Below are 14,837 nucleotides of genomic sequence, written 5' to 3' on the forward strand. Positions count from 1 at the left end.
TTTGCGGCGCGCGCTGGCTTTGGCCCACAGGCATCGGCGACCGGTCAAGGAGAAGAACGATGAACAAGCACTGGTCACGGGTCGAACACCTTCACGAAACCGTTTCCAATCCGAACATCCATCTGCGTGGAACGCATAGCTATTACAGCGATGCGTGGACCGGCAGTTTCGAGGAGAGCGTCGTTCGCTACCTCTACGGGGACGAATACAGCCGCTCGGCATGGACCTCGCAATGGCCAGTCGATCAGCTCTATATCGGCGACTATGTCTGTATCGGCGCGGAAGCCGTGATCCTGATGGGCGGCAACCACACGCACCGCATGGACTGGTTCAGCCTCTATCCGTTCGCTGACAAAATCGGCGACGCCTATGTCGGCAAGGGCGACACACATATCCATGACGGCGCATGGATCGGCATGCGCGCCATGATCATGCCCGGCGTCGTGATCGGCGAAGGCGCGGTGATCGCCTCGGGCGCGATCGTCACGAAAGACGTGGCACCCTATGCGATCGTCGGTGGAAACCCCGCCGTGGAGCTGCGCAAGCGCTTCGACGACGCGACCATCGAAAAGCTGCTTGCACTGGGCCTTTACCAGTGGCCAGAAGAGAAGTTTACCTCCCTGCGGGACGCCATATGTGCGGCGGACATTGACGCCCTTGAAGCGGCAAGCGCTGCCTGGGATCGCGACAACAAAGCATAGCGAAGAGCCTGTCGGCAGCGGAACAACCTTCTGCGCCGACGGGCAAGCCCTTCACGCCCCCTCGCCACCGGATGCCGCGCGGTGCACGGCCAGCGTGAACTGCACATGGGCGCGCAGCAGCGTGGCGGCTTTGCCCGCATCGCGGGCAAGTGCTGCATCCATCAGACGTGTGTGCCCTTCAAGAGCAAGCGCCTCCTCAAGAAGCGCCCGCGTTGCCGGGTCATGGGTGATGACCTCCCCGCCCGCATCGGCAGGGGGAAAGAGAAGCGCGTGGTGGTGGCGGCGCAATTGCTCGGAAAGCTGCCGCTGAAACGATTTCAGCCAGACAGAGCGTGCAGCTGCAAGAAGCGCGGCGTGAAAGGCGTCATGCGCCTCCATCCACTCCGAATAGGCCTGCGCACCGTCATCCAGCGCGGCCGAGGCGCGCGCAAGACGATGATGCGCGGCAACGATGGCAGCCTCCCACGCAAGGTCGCCATGGGCGATGGCGTCTTCCAGAAGCGCCACCTCGATCAAAGCACGCGACTGCTCAAGGTCCTCCAGCTCCGCAAACGAAACGGGAGCCACCCGGTAACCCCTGTTGGGGCTCAGCACCACAAGCCCCGCCTCCCCGAACCGCGACAGCGCCTCACGCAGCGGCGTGTAGCCAACGCCATAGCGCTTCGAGAGCGCCATCAGGCGCAGCGGCTCCCCCGGTGCGAGAACGCCGCTCACAATGTCGCGCTTCAGCGCTGCAACGCCGCCCTCGCCTTCCGGAGTTTTGGTCTGAAGCATTGTCTTGACCTGAAATCCCATATAATCAATCATATTATATATAATAATTCGATCCAGTGGGATAGCGACCAATGAATGCACGGGCGGACAATCAGGACACACAGACGATGGCGCGGGCCGATGAGGCCGACCGGCTGGACCCGCTGAAGGCGTTTCGCGAGCGCTTTGCCCTGCCCGAAGGCGTGATCTATCTGGACGGCAACAGCCTGGGCGTTCTGCCGGCCGGCCTCAGCGCGCACATGAAGGGCGTGGTGGAACAGCAATGGGGCGAGCGGCTCGTGCGCGGCTGGAACGATGCCGGCTGGATCGACCTGCCGGCGCGCGTCGCGGGCAAGATCGCCCGGCTGGTGGGCGCAAAGAAAGACAGTGTCGCGGTTGGCGATTCCACGACGATCAACGTGTTCAAGGTCCTTTCGGCAGCCCTTTCGCTCAGACCTGACCGCCGCGTGATCCTTTCCGACCGCAACAATTTCCCGACCGATCTCTATGTTGCGGACGGGCTCGCGCGTCTTCTGGGCCAGGGTTACGAGCTGAAACTGGCGACCGCCGACGATATGGAAGAAGCCGTCGACGAAAACGTGGCGGCGGTGCTTTTGACCGAGGTCGATTACCGCACGGGCCGGCGCTACGACATGGCGGCGATGACGAAGCACATCCACGACAAGGGCGCGCTTGCGATCTGGGATCTTTGCCACAGCGCCGGTGCTTTTCCGGTTCATCTGGACGCAGCGGGCGCAGATTTTGCCATTGGCTGCGGCTACAAATATCTGAATGGCGGCCCCGGCGCGCCCGCTTTCCTCTACATTGCAGAGCGCCACGTGGCGCATGTGGCCCCGGCGCTTTCGGGCTGGATGGGGCATCAGACGCCCTTCGCCTTCACCGAGAACTACACGCCGGCAGACGGCATTGCGCGCATGATGGTCGGCACGCCGCCAATCCTTTCCATGTCATCGCTCGACAGGGCGCTGGACGCCTTCGACGGCGTCGACATGGCGCTGGTGCGCGAGAAGTCGCAGCAGCTTTGCGACCGGTTCATCGCCGAGGTTGAGCAGCGCTGCCCGGAGCTGGAACTGGCGACCCCGCGCGACCATGACCAGCGCGGCAGCCAGGTTTCCTTCCGCCATCCGGAAGGCTATGCGGTGATGCAGGCGCTGATCGCCAATGGCGTGATCGGCGACTTCCGCGCGCCCGACATTCTGCGCTTCGGCATGACGCCGCTCTATCTCAGCCATGCGGATATCGTCACGGCGGCAGAGATCCTGGAACGGGTCATGCGGGAGCGGCTGTGGGATCAGGAAATCTACCGCAAACGCGCCAAGGTGACCTGAACCGCGGCCATTTCGGCCCGCGTGCCCTGCCCTAGCCTTACGAGAATTTAATACTAGAACAGATGAAAAGCCGCCCGGAAGCTGGCATAAGACAAGTGGCCTGAAGCGACCGGTATACCGGCTGATGAATGCCACCTCCACCGCCACAAGATAACAGCCGGAGCGTGCATGTCTTTCTGGAAACAGGCAGTTCTCTGCCTCCTCATTCTCGTTGCCGCCGCGCTGGCGTGGTTCTGGTATTATCCCGGCGCGCAGAACATTCTGGCCCGTGCGGGCCTGATGGATGAGGCGCCTGCAGCCACGAGTGGAGCCGCTTCAGGCAATGGGCAGCGCGGCCCGGGTGGCGGCGCGCCCGGTCCCGTGGTCACCGCACCGGTGGCCTATGCCACGATCAATGACAGGCTGAACGCCATCGGCACCGGCCGCGCGCTGCGGTCGGTTTCGGTGAACCCGCTCACCTCCGGCACGCTGACCGAGCTTGCCGTCGCATCGGGCGCGGAGGTTCAGGCCGGCGATTTGATCGCAAAGCTGGATTCGGATTCCGAAGAGATTGCGCTCGACCGCGCCGTCATCGCGCTCGACGACGCCACGACGAAGCTTGAGCGCATCATGGCGCTGCGCGCCTCGAACACGGTGAGCGTGGTGCAACAGAACGAAGCGGAGCTGGCGTTACGCAATGCCGAGCTTGCCAAGCGGGAAGCGCAGCTGGCGCTCGACCGCCGCTCCATCACCGCCCCCATCGACGGCACGGTCGGCATTCTGCCGATTTCCGCCGGCAGCTATGTAACCAACAGCACCGAGATCGCGACCATTGACGACCGCTCGCAGATCCTCGTCGATTTCTGGATTCCCGAGCGCTATGCCGACCTGATCGAGATCGGCGCGCCGCTGACCGCAGCTTCGGTCGCGCGCAGCTCTTCCGTTCATGAGGGCGAAATCAGCGCGCTCGACAACCGCATCGACCCCGACAGCCGCACGCTGCGCGTGGAAGGCCGCATCGAGAACCCGGACGACCGGCTGCGCGCGGGCATGGCCTTCACCATCACCATGCGCTTCCCTGGCGAAACCTATCCGGCAATCGATCCGCTGGCCGTGCAGTGGAGCGCGGACGGGCCGTTTGTGTGGATCGTGGAGAGCGGGAAGGCTCGCCAGAAGCCGGTGCGGATCATCCAGCGTAATGCAGACAGCGTGCTGGTCGACGCCGAGTTCGCCGAAGGGGATCTGGTGGTGACGCAGGGCATTCACAACATGCGTGAAGGCGCGCCGGTGAACACGGCCGGGAACCCGGCCAGCGCCGGATCGCGCCTTGCCACCGCGGAAGGGTCAGCGACGTGAGGGAAGCGCTCCACAACGCCCAGACGGGCATTACCGCCCTTTTCGTAAGGCGACCCGTTCTGGCCTTCGTCTTCAACACGCTGATCGCCGTTGCGGGTCTGGCGGCGCTGTTCGGCATCGAGGTGCGCGAACTGCCGGACGTGGACCGCCCGGTGATCACCGTCTCGACCAATTTCTCCGGCGCGGCAGCCGAAACCATGGATCGCGAAGTGACCGCGATCATCGAAGGCGCCGTCGCCCGCGTGCCGGGCGTGCAGGCGATCTCGTCGGATTCCTATTACGGGCGCAGCCGCGTGACGGTGGAGTTCAGCGACAGCGTCAACCTCGACACCGCCGCCTCCGACCTTCGCGACGCGGTGAGCCGCATCCAGAACAGCCTGCCCGACGACGCCGATGCACCACGCATCATCAAGGCCGACAATGACGCGCAGGCCGTGATGCGCATTGCGCTCACCTCCACCACCATGCCGATCCAGGACATGACGACGCTGGTGGAAGACGAGGTGGTGGACGTCTTGTCCGCCGTGCCCGGCGTTGCCGATGTGCAGGTCTATGGCGACCGCACGGAGATTTTCCGCATCGACATCAACCAGACGAGGCTTTCGAGCCTTGGGCTGACGGTGGCCGATGTCTCCAGAGCTCTTGGCACGGTCGCGTTCGACACGCCGGCGGGCTCTCTGAGCAACACGACGCAGAACCTGACGGTGCGGGCGACGGCGGCCATTTCGACGCCCGGGCAGTTCGAAGCGATCTATCTGAAAGACCATGTGCGGCTCGGCGACGTGGCTACGGTGACGCTGGGCGGCGACATCGGCGAAAGCCAGTTACGCGCCAATGGCCGCACGGGCATCGGCATCGGCATCGTGCGTCAGGCCCAGTCGAACACGCTGGAAATCTCGTCCGGCGTGCGTGCCGCAGTGGAGCAGCTGAGCACCACCCTGCCCGACGGGGTGGACATTGAGGTAACCAGCGATGATGCGACCTTCATCAATGGCGCAATCCATGAGGTGGAAATCGCGCTGGTGATCGCCGTGACGGTCGTGCTTCTGGTGATCTTCCTGTTCCTGCGCGACTTCCGCGCGACGCTCATTCCGGGGCTTGCCATTCCGGTGGCCCTGATCGGCACGCTGGCGACGATCTATCTGGCGGGCTTCTCCATCAACATTCTCACCCTTCTGGCGCTGGTGCTCGCCACCGGCCTCGTGGTGGACGACGCCATCGTGGTTCTGGAGAACATCGTGCGCCGCCGCAATGAGGGCATGGGCGCGCGGGCAGCCGCCGTTCTGGGCACGCAGGAGGTGTTTTTCGCCGTGCTTGCGACCACGGCAACGCTGATCGCGGTGTTCGTGCCGATCTCCTTCCTGCCGGGACAGGCCGGCGGCCTGTTCAAGGAATTCGGCTTCGTGCTGGCGATGGCGGTGTTCCTGTCTTCGCTGGTCGCGCTTTCGCTCTGCCCGATGCTCGCCTCACGCATGCTGATCGCGCATCCGGAAGGCGAAGCGCGCGAAGACACCGGCGTCATCGCCAGGGTGGGCGGCGCGATGACGACGCTCTATCGGAAACTTCTGCGCTTCTGCCTCGATGCACCGGCGCTGATCCTGCTCATTTCGGTGCTGTTTGCGGGCGCATCCTATGGCGCGTTCGGCTTCATCAAATCCGAAATCACGCCGAGCGAAGACCGCTCCATGGCGTTCATGCGGGTCTCGGCACCGCAGGGTGTGAGCCTCGATTATTTCGCAGAGCGCCTGCGCCGCATCGAAGCGCTGATCGAGCCGCTGCGCGACAGTGGCGAGATCGTCAGCACCTTCTCGATTGCCGGACAGGGTGCTGGCAATAGCGGCTTTCTGGTACTGCGGCTTGCCCCGTGGGACGAGCGCGACCGCAGCCAGCAGGAAATCGTCGCCGACATCTCCGAACGGGTCCGCAATGAGCCGGGTGTGCGCGCCTTTGTCTTCCAGCCCAACAGCCTCGGCATCCGTGGCGCGGGCAACGGGCTGAGCTTCGCGGTTGCGGGCAACAATTTCACAAAGTTATCGGCCACCGCCGCCACCATCGTGGAGGCCATGGGCGAAGATCCGAGTTTCCGGCAGGCGCGGCTTTCCAGCGATTCCACGCAGCCGCAGCTCTCCATCGCCATCGACCGCGACCGCGCCTTCGATCTGGGGATCGACATTGACGGACTCGGCAACACGATCCAGGCCATGCTCGACGGCCGCAGGATCGGCTCGGTGTTCATCAACGACCGCAGCGTCGACGTGAAACTCGTCTCGACCACCAATCCGGTCGATGACCCGACCGACCTCGAAAACACCTATGTGAAGGCCGGTGACGGGCGTTTCGTGCCGCTTTCGGTGATCGCGCGGCTCGAAGAACAGGCCGTGCCGCCATCGCTCTCGCGCGAAAACCAGCTGCGCGCCGTGGGCGTCAGCGCGTCGCTTGCGCCGGGTGTTGCGCTGGGCGAAGCCTATCAGCGGGCGCAGGAGATCGCGGAGCCCCTGCTCGAACCCGGCATGCGGCTTGTCCCGCTTGGCGAGGCTGCGGCCCTTGGCGAAACCGCCAATTCGATGCAGATCATCTTCGGCTTTGCGCTGGTGATCATCCTTCTGGTGCTGGCGGCGCAGTTTGAGAGCTTCATCAGTGCGCTGATCATCATGGCAACGGTGCCGCTGGGGCTGGCCTGCGCGGTGTTCGCCATGCTGCTGACGGGCACGAGCCTCAACGTCTACAGCCAGATCGGCCTTGTGCTTCTGGTCGGCATCATGGCCAAGAACGGCATCCTCATCGTGGAGTTCGCCAATCAGCTTCGTGACCGCGGGCTCGGGGTGCGCGAAGCCATCGAACAGGCGTCCCTCATCCGCCTGCGGCCCGTGGCGATGACCATGATCTGCACGATCGTGGGCGGGGTGCCGCTGGTGATGGCAAGCGGTGCAGGCGCAGAAGCGCGCATCGCGCTCGGCTGGGTGATGGTGGGTGGTCTCGGCCTTGCCACCGTCTCCACCCTCTTCCTCACGCCGGTCGCCTATCTGCTGCTCGGCCGGTTCATCACGCCCAAGGCGGAAGAGGAGGCGCGGCTGGTGCGCGAGCTCGATCATGCGACCCGACTTGGGGACAAAACCACCTGAATGGGCGCGCCGCGCAATCGCGCGGCGCCAGGCGGGTGACAATCGCAAAACAAAACTGTATCTGTTCGCGGCGCGCAGGCGGGATCCATCCCGCCCGCCTGACCAGCTCAACAGCCACGGAGTGCCCCGTTGACCACCGGGACAATCAGCATTGAAGAAGCGCAGAAACTGGTGGGACAGGAAGTCGGCCTGTCCGACTGGCGTGTTGTCACCCAGGAGATGATCGACCAGTTCGCTGCGGCGACGGACGATCACCAGTTCATTCACACCGATCCAGAGCGCGCCGCACGCGAGACGCCCTATGGCGGAACCATCGCACATGGTTTCCTGTCGCTCTCGCTGCTCTCGACCATGGTTTTCGAGGCCGTGCCCCGTCTCGACGGTTCGGCGATGGGCGTGAATTTCGGCTTTGAGCGCATCCGCTTTCTGGCTCCTATCCGCAGCGGCGCACGCATTCGCGCACGCTTCGTGCTCGCCAACATCAAGCTGCGCCCCTCGGGCATTGCAGAGGTCAATTACGATGTGACGGTGGAGATCGAGAACTCGATCAAACCCGCCCTCACCGCGCACTGGCTGACGCTTGCCATGCCGGACCGCTCGCGCGAGGACTAGTTTCGCAAAGCAGGAAGCAGGCGAACACTGGCTGATGCGACTTGCAACAGTCGGTGGCTTTCGCACACGACATAAGCGCGCTGCATAATCAACTGTTCAGCGACCTGTTTTTTTGCAGAAAGAGACAGAATAAGAGAATTATTCTTTATCTTTCGCAAATATCAAATCATAAGGCCTGAAACGCAGAGCGACGGGCGCGAAAAGAATATTTTCATGACTACAGACTTTAAAGTTCTGACTGATGAGCCAGCAAAGAAAACTCCATACGACAATCCCAAAAGCATCGAGTTCAATTTCCGGGCAAAGCGTTTTCAAAATGTACGGACACTGATCGAGGACGCTCTTTCAGAGAAAACCCAGATTCGTATTCTCGACCTCGGTGGAACCGAGGAATACTGGAAAATCGGATCCGATTTTCTTGAAAAACACCGTCAGAATCTGAAAATTACGCTCGTCAACCTCGAAGCCGAGCGCGTCAGGAACACCGGACTGTTTGATTCACTTGCCGGTGACGCTGCCGATCCGCAGCTCCTGGCGGGAGAGAGCTTCGACCTGGTGCATTCCAATTCCGTGGTCGAGCATGTCGGAAGCTGGGAACGGATGATCCAGTTTGCCGAGAACACCAAGCGGCTTTCGAAGCGCTATTTCGTGCAGACGCCGAATTACTGGTTTCCCTTCGAGCCGCACTTCCGGACACCGGGATTTCAGTATCTGCCAAACAGTGTGAAGGTTGGCCTTGTCAGGCGCTTTCAGCTGGGCTTTTTCCCGCGCACCCCGGACCTTGAGGAAGCGCGCGATCTGGTCGAGCACAACAAGCTCATTTCGGCCCGCCAGATGCGGCGTCTGTTCGACGATGGCGAGATCCTGTTCGAGAAACTCGCATTCCTCAACAAATCGATCATGGCGATCCGGGCGGGCTAACCGCCAATCACTGATAAAGAGCCTCCCCTGACGCAATGAAGCGGCGGGAGATCAGGCGACAGCGTCACCTGCAATAAAGACCGGCGATGAACCGCGCAGTCATGAGGCGGGCCGGCAGCGCGTGCGCCACCGGCCCGGTCCCCTATTCTTCCGTCAGAGCCTGAACATCATGCTCCGGCGCAGCCGAAACCAGCTCCGAGGCCGGCGACTGCACGAGCAAGAGATAACGCTCATACTGGATCAGAACATCGTGGATGATCTGATCGCGCGTCATGCCCATGATGTCATAGCCCTTGCTGCCGCTGGAGAACTGCGTCCGCGCCTCATAGCGCAGGCCCGAGCGCGCAGCCTCGAACGCCGAGAATGCAGGCAGTTTCTGAGAAACGGGCGCAACGCCATAGACGAAGTCGCGCATGTCTTCAGCCGGTGAGGTCAGAGCGATGGCGCCCGCCTCTCCATCCTCGACAAAGGCCTCGCGACCGCGATCCGTCAGTTCCTTGGCAACCTGCTCCAGCGCGGGCTTCACATTGCTCTGAATGAAGGTGTGAATTTCCTTCTCGCTGGGCGCATGCATCATCAGGCTCAGCCGGCGCTGCCAGGTGATGCCCGAAGCCGGATGCGCCGGCGCAACCTGCGGAATTCCGGCATGCGCCTCACGCTGGGCAAGGTCTGCCCGCATGCCCACGAAGAGCGCCCAGACAAGCGCCAGCATGACAAAGGTGAACGGCAGCGCACTGGCGACGGTTGCAGACTGCAACGCGCCAAGCCCGCCTGCCAGAAGCAGGCTTGCCGCAACCAGCCCTTCCATGCCGCACCAGAACACGCGCTGCAGGGTGGTGGTTTCGGTTTCGCCACCGGCGGCGATTGTGTCGATGACCAGCGAGCCGGAATCCGAGGAGGTTATAAAGAAGATCGCCACCAGAAGGACGGCCAGCGTCGAGGTGATCGCCGTCAGCGGCAGGTAGGTGAAAAACTGGAACAGGCCGACCGAAACATCGGCCGCGACCGCAGCGCCAAGCTCGCCGGCGGCAACGCCGGTGTCGATGAAGATCGCGGTGTTGCCGAACACGGTCATCCAGAAGAAGGTGAAGCCGGCGGGGATGAACAGAACCGCCGTCACGAACTGGCGCACCGTACGGCCGCGCGAGATGCGGGCGATGAACATGCCCACGAAAGGCGACCAGGAAATCCACCAGGCCCAGTAGAACAGCGTCCAGCCGTCGATCCACGGGGTCGGCTCATAGGCGTAGATGTTGAAGGTGCGTAACACCAGCGTGTCGAGATAGAGACCGATGTTCTGCACGAAATCGCGGAACAGCGCCGATGTCGGACCGACAACCAGCACGAAAACCATCAACAGAACGGCGACGATCAGGTTGGTCTCGGAGAGGATGCGCACGCCCTTGTCGAGGCCGGTGACGACCGAAATGGTGGCAAGCGCGGTGATGACCGCAATGAGCGGCACCTGCACCCAGGGGGCGATGGGAACGCCGACCAGATAGTTGAGGCCGGCATTGATCTGCGTCACGCCAAGACCGAGCGACGTGGCGATGCCGAACATGGTGCCGACGATCGCGAAGATGTCCACCGCGTGGCCAATGGGACCATTGATGCGGTCTTTCAGAAGCGGATAAAGGCCCGAACGAATGGTGAGCGGCAGGTTGTAGCGATAGCCGAAATAGGCGAGCGACAGACCGACCACCGCATAGATGGCCCAGGCGTGAATGCCCCAGTGGAAGAAGGTGACCGACATGGACTCGCGCATGGCGGCGATGCTGCCCGGCTCCGCAGTGGGCGGTGCGAGGAAATGCGTCATGGGCTCGCCCACGGCATAGAACATCAGGCCGATGCCCATGCCGGCGGCAAAGAGCATGGCAACCCAGGAATGGTATTTGAAGTCAGGCTCGGAATCGTCCGGTCCCAGCTTCAGCCTGCCGAAACGGCCGATGGAAAACAGAAGAACGGAAGCAAGGAAAATACCGACGGAAAGCAGGTACAGCCAGCCGAATGCGGACAGGATATTGCTTTGCAGGGCGGAAAAAACATCGCCGGCCCGGCCGGGGAAGATAACGCCGATCAGGAGAAACACGGCGATAATAATCACCGAGCCGAAAAAGACCGGCGGGTTGATGACAAAACGACTAAACATGGGGAATTACTTTGCGCTCCCGTTTGTGAAACTGGCAGATGGCGCTCGCGATAAAAGCTCCCGACAGAAGCTGACAGCCTGTACAAGGCAAAAAAAGCTGAAATCGAGCACCGGCGGCAGGCCTCCCGTTTCTGCTTGCCGCCGGCTAACTTGTCAATGATAGACACGTCAGGCTCACGACAAGACACGAAATGACTTTGCTGAACGGCAATTATCCTGTGTTTTTCTCTAAAAACCCAGAGAACAGAACCATTCAGGATCGCACGTGGCCTTGCGGGATCAAACGACCCCGCACGCCCGAACAAGCTTGAGCAGACGCGGCAGGGATGGCGGCGTGTTTAGCGCGCACCAGGTTTCACGCGCCTCACCGCCATAGCTTTCCTTGTGCCGGGCAAGCGACTGGGTCGGGTAAACCAGTTTCTGGGCGATCGGGTTTGTGTAGATGAACCGGAAGGCGCGGCGCGTGAGCCAGTCCTTCTGGAACTCCTGATCCTCGATCTTGTGAAATGGCATGAGGCCCAGATAGAGCTTCGGCACGACTTCGGCCTGAAAGGTTTCCACCGCACGGCGAACGAGGAAATAGGCCGCCAGCGGATCGGTATCGGGCAGCCAGCGGCGCGTGGCTGACAAATAGCCGATCAGCCTGCCATCTTCATAAAGCGGGTCGAAGAAAGCGAAGGCGACCGGCTGGTCGTTCTCGTCGAGGATAAAGAACTTTCGCACATCCGGTTCGTCGCGAAGCTGGATCGGTCGCACGAGAAAAGAGAGTTCGCGCCGCTTGGTGGTGCGGGTGCGCCGCCAGCCCAGCGAAATGGCCTCCACGCGTTTCGGGTCCAGCGAGGCCACCGGCACTTCGGCAACGCGATGCCCCATGCGCTCGAAGCGGTTGGTCGCGGTGCGGAAACTGCGTCGGCTGGGACCGGTGAAACTGTAGGTATCGAGGTCGATCAGGCTTTCGATGCCGAGAGCGTTGACGAAAAAACCCTTGGTCGAAAGCAGTTCAGCCATGGGGCGCGAAATCTGCCAGAAGGTGACGTCCGGCCGGACCGCGACAAACGCATCGATCAGATCGGACCAGAGCGCACGCGGGGCAAGCGGGTCTGCCAGCACATAGGCCGTACGGCCCACCATGCGATAGGCGATGGCGCCATGCTCACTGCCGAAATAACGCATGTCGGGCTGATGCGCGACGGAATAGGCCAGCACGAAATTTCCGTGCCGCTGAAGAAGCGCATGGCGCTGTTCATCGGAAAGGTGAGCGTCGTCGCTCGGGAGACTGGTTCTGGACAAGCGCGTAATCTGGTTCACGGCGAAGAATCAAGTTCTGCGCCCCCACGTGGCGATGGATGCCACGCATCGCAAAAAGTGACAAGCTGGAATTGACAATAAAGAAACCATTAGGTTATTTAATTGTCGACTGGAGACTCGCCATGACTGCCTCGATCCTGCCCGCCCAGCCTGAAGCCGCCCCGGAAACGGCGGATGAACGCGTTCTTTTTGCCCTGAAGACCAAAGGGGCCATGACCGCGCAGCGTCTTGCACATCATCTCGCAATCTCGCCGGTTGCCGCGCGCAAACAGCTCGCCCGGCTGGTGGATGCAGCGCTGGTGCAGTTTCAGGAGGAAGCGCGCGGACCGGGCCGCCCGGAGCGCGTGTGGCGGCTGACGGCAAAGGGCCATGGCCGCTTTCCCGACAGCCATTCCGACCTGACGCTGGAGTTGATCGGCTCGATCCGTCGCCTGTTTGGCGAGGAAGGTCTCGACCGCCTGATCGGCCAGCGCGAGCAGATCATGCAGCATTCCTATGAGAGCGCGCTGGAGACACAGGACGGCCTGAAGGACCGGGTGGCCGCACTGGCCCGCATTCGCGCCCGCGAAGGCTATATGGCGGAGGTGGAGGCGCTCGAAGACGGGGCCTTTCTCCTGATCGAGAACCACTGCCCGATCTGCGCTGCGGCGACGGCCTGCCAGGGTTTCTGCCGCTCCGAACTCAGCGTTTTCAGAACCGTGCTCGGCCCGCAGACGCGGGTGGAGCGCACGGACCACATTCTGGCGGGCGCGCGGCGCTGCGCCTACCGCATAGAAGCCCGTTCAGACGACTGAACATTTGAAAGCCGGATGCCGCTTTTCGGCCCGGCGCACCAGACGAGGCACATCATGAGCACGACAGACACCGGGCAACAGCCCGGCAATTCCGGCTGGGCTGCCATCTCGCAAACCGGCCAACTGGGGCAGTTCGCCCTCTTATGTCTCGGCATCTGGCTACACGCCGCCGACACGCTTCTGGTGGCGACGGCGATGCCGGCTGCGGTGGCGGAAATCGGCGGCGACCGGCTGGTGAGCTGGACGCTGTCGCTCTACCTTTTGGGCTCCATCATCTCGGCGGCGGCTGCCGCACTCATCGCCTCGGCGGCGGGCCTGCGCCGCGCTTTCGTGATCGCAGCGCTCATCTACACGGTGGGCTGCGTGATCAGCGCGCTCGCCCCGAACATGCCAGCCATGCTGCTTGGCCGTTTTGGCCAGGGCGTGGGCGGCGGTCTTCTGGTGGCGCTCACCTATGTGGCGACCCAGCGCCTTTTCCCGGAAGAGATGTGGCCGCGGCTGATCGCCCTGATGTCGGCCATATGGGGCGCATCCGCCTTTTGCGGGCCGATGATCGGTGGTTTCTTCGCCGATATGGGCCTGTGGCGCTGGGGCTTCTGGACCTTCGCGATACAGGCGGTTCTACTGGCGGTTCTGGTGCCGTTGTTCATGCGCCCGACCAAAGGGGCCTCGGAAACGGCGCAGCGCTTTCCGGTGGTGCGGCTCGCGCTCCTGTCACTCGCCGTTCTGGCGGTTGCGACCGCCGGCATTTATGTGACGCCCGGCGTCTCGCTGCCGCTGGTGGCGGCGGGCGCGCTGCTCTTCTATCTGTTCCTGAAGCGTGACGGCAGCCGCGCGACGGACAAGATGTTCCCCACCCGCGCCTTCGACCCGCGCACGGTGGTTGGCTGCGGCTTCATCGCCAATCTGGCGCTCGGAACGGCCATCATGTCCTTCACCGTTTACGGGCCATTCTTCCTGCAGCGCATTCACGGCATGTCGGCACTGGGCGCGGGCTATGTGATGGCGGCCGAAGCGGTGGCCTGGAGCACGATGGCGATGGTGTTTGCCGGCGTGGGCGCAAAGGGCGAAGTGCGAGTCATCAAGGGTGGCGCATTGCTGATCGTGCTGGCGATTGCCCTGCTCGGTCCGCTGATGGCGGAGGGACCGCTCTCAGCCATCGTGCTTCTGTCGATCGCGCAGGGCGCGGGCTTCGGCATGATGTGGGGCTTTCTGATCCGCCGTGTGGTCGCGGCAGCGCCCGGAGACGAGCGCGACAGCGCATCGGCCGCCATGCCGACCACGCAGCAGATCGCCTTCGCGCTGGGGGCAGCCCTTTCCGGCATCATCGCCAACTTGGCGGGCTTCGCAGAGGCGCAAACGCCGGCAGCCATGCAGCCGGTGGCCATCTGGGTGTTCATCAGCTTCCTGCCGCTGGCCATGCTTGGCGCTGCTGCTGCCTGGCGGCTCGCCCGCGAGGTTGGGGCAGGAGATTAGTCATCCCGCCTCGGACGGCCCGTATGGGTGGTCGAGGTGACGGAAACGGGATCACTGGCCGGGAAGGTGTCTTCGAGACCTTCCTCAAGCTCCTCTTCCAGTTCCTCGTCATCCAGCTTTCTGCGCGCCGGCTTTGTGGCGAATTCGGCAGGTGCGCCGGTGCGGGTCGTGCGTGTGACGGAGACCGGATCGCTTGCCGGAAAACTATCCTCAAGCCCTTCTTCCAGGGCTTCTTCAAGGGCTTCTTCCCTGGCCGCGCGTTCGCTTTCGGTTTCAGGTTTTGGCTTCTTGGGGTCAGGCTGCATCGAAATCATCCC

12 protein-coding genes are annotated in these 14,837 nt (G+C 62.7%); 8 read left to right on the forward strand and 4 right to left on the reverse strand.

Annotated elements, in window-relative coordinates; genetic code table 11:
* The first annotated feature begins 59 nt into the window (after window positions 1-59).
* Window positions 60-701, forward strand: a complete 642-nt coding sequence (locus ACRTG1_RS09185; protein WP_432516127.1) for a CatB-related O-acetyltransferase — start codon at window positions 60-62, stop codon at window positions 699-701.
* A 51-nt stretch (window positions 702-752) separates the two neighbouring features.
* Here ACRTG1_RS09185 and ACRTG1_RS09190 read toward each other — a convergent pair whose 3' ends face one another.
* Complete coding sequence (locus tag ACRTG1_RS09190) at window positions 753-1,475, reverse strand: GntR family transcriptional regulator (protein WP_432516128.1); 723 nt, start codon at window positions 1,473-1,475, stop codon at window positions 753-755.
* A gap of 107 nt (window positions 1,476-1,582) precedes the next feature.
* Here ACRTG1_RS09190 and kynU point away from each other — a divergent pair, with 107 nt between their 5' ends.
* From kynU to ACRTG1_RS09215, 5 genes are all read left to right on the forward strand, one after another.
* Window positions 1,583-2,803, forward strand: a complete 1,221-nt coding sequence (kynU, locus tag ACRTG1_RS09195; protein ID WP_432516210.1) for a kynureninase — start codon at window positions 1,583-1,585, stop codon at window positions 2,801-2,803.
* A 168-nt stretch (window positions 2,804-2,971) separates the two neighbouring features.
* The gene (locus tag ACRTG1_RS09200) at window positions 2,972-4,138 is read left to right on the forward strand and encodes an efflux RND transporter periplasmic adaptor subunit (RefSeq protein WP_432516129.1); all 1,167 of its coding nucleotides are present in this window, start codon (window positions 2,972-2,974) and stop codon (window positions 4,136-4,138) included.
* On the forward strand, window positions 4,135-7,260 hold the full coding sequence (locus tag ACRTG1_RS09205) for an efflux RND transporter permease subunit (protein ID WP_206544197.1): 3,126 nt from the start codon (window positions 4,135-4,137) through the stop codon (window positions 7,258-7,260). Before ACRTG1_RS09200 ends, ACRTG1_RS09205 begins: the two co-directional genes overlap by 4 nt.
* Before the next feature lie 129 nt (window positions 7,261-7,389).
* Complete coding sequence (locus ACRTG1_RS09210) at window positions 7,390-7,872, forward strand: MaoC family dehydratase (RefSeq protein WP_113152956.1); 483 nt, start codon at window positions 7,390-7,392, stop codon at window positions 7,870-7,872.
* Window positions 7,873-8,085: 213 nt separating this feature from the next.
* Window positions 8,086-8,793, forward strand: coding sequence for a class I SAM-dependent methyltransferase (locus tag ACRTG1_RS09215; RefSeq protein ID WP_432516130.1), 708 nt, complete (start codon window positions 8,086-8,088; stop codon window positions 8,791-8,793).
* A 142-nt stretch (window positions 8,794-8,935) separates the two neighbouring features.
* Here the strand turns inward: ACRTG1_RS09215 and ACRTG1_RS09220 are convergent, their stop codons facing one another.
* Together ACRTG1_RS09220 and ACRTG1_RS09225 are read right to left on the reverse strand one after the other, a co-directional pair.
* On the reverse strand, window positions 8,936-10,942 hold the full coding sequence (locus tag ACRTG1_RS09220; protein WP_206544199.1) for a BCCT family transporter: 2,007 nt from the start codon (window positions 10,940-10,942) through the stop codon (window positions 8,936-8,938).
* Between the two features lie 279 nt (window positions 10,943-11,221).
* Entirely contained in the window at window positions 11,222-12,232 is a 1,011-nt protein-coding gene (locus ACRTG1_RS09225; protein WP_432516131.1) for a DUF2156 domain-containing protein, read from the reverse strand.
* A gap of 140 nt (window positions 12,233-12,372) precedes the next feature.
* Between ACRTG1_RS09225 and ACRTG1_RS09230 the strand changes: the two genes are divergently transcribed.
* Window positions 12,373-13,044: a helix-turn-helix transcriptional regulator gene (locus ACRTG1_RS09230; protein WP_432516132.1), complete on the forward strand. Its 672-nt coding sequence runs from the start codon at window positions 12,373-12,375 to the stop codon at window positions 13,042-13,044.
* Between the two features lie 54 nt (window positions 13,045-13,098).
* Entirely contained in the window at window positions 13,099-14,520 is a 1,422-nt protein-coding gene (locus ACRTG1_RS09235; RefSeq protein ID WP_432516133.1) for an MFS transporter, read from the forward strand.
* Here ACRTG1_RS09235 and ACRTG1_RS09240 read toward each other — a convergent pair.
* On the reverse strand, window positions 14,517-14,825 hold the full coding sequence (locus ACRTG1_RS09240) for a hypothetical protein (RefSeq protein ID WP_283799836.1): 309 nt from the start codon (window positions 14,823-14,825) through the stop codon (window positions 14,517-14,519). The two genes, ACRTG1_RS09235 and ACRTG1_RS09240, sit on opposite strands and share 4 nt — an antisense overlap.
* Window positions 14,826-14,837 lie beyond the last annotated feature (12 nt).

Origin of the sequence: Nitratireductor sp. PBL-C9, from assembly GCF_050877045.1 — a bacterium.
GTDB classification, from domain to species: domain Bacteria; phylum Pseudomonadota; class Alphaproteobacteria; order Rhizobiales; family Rhizobiaceae; genus Nitratireductor; species Nitratireductor aquimarinus.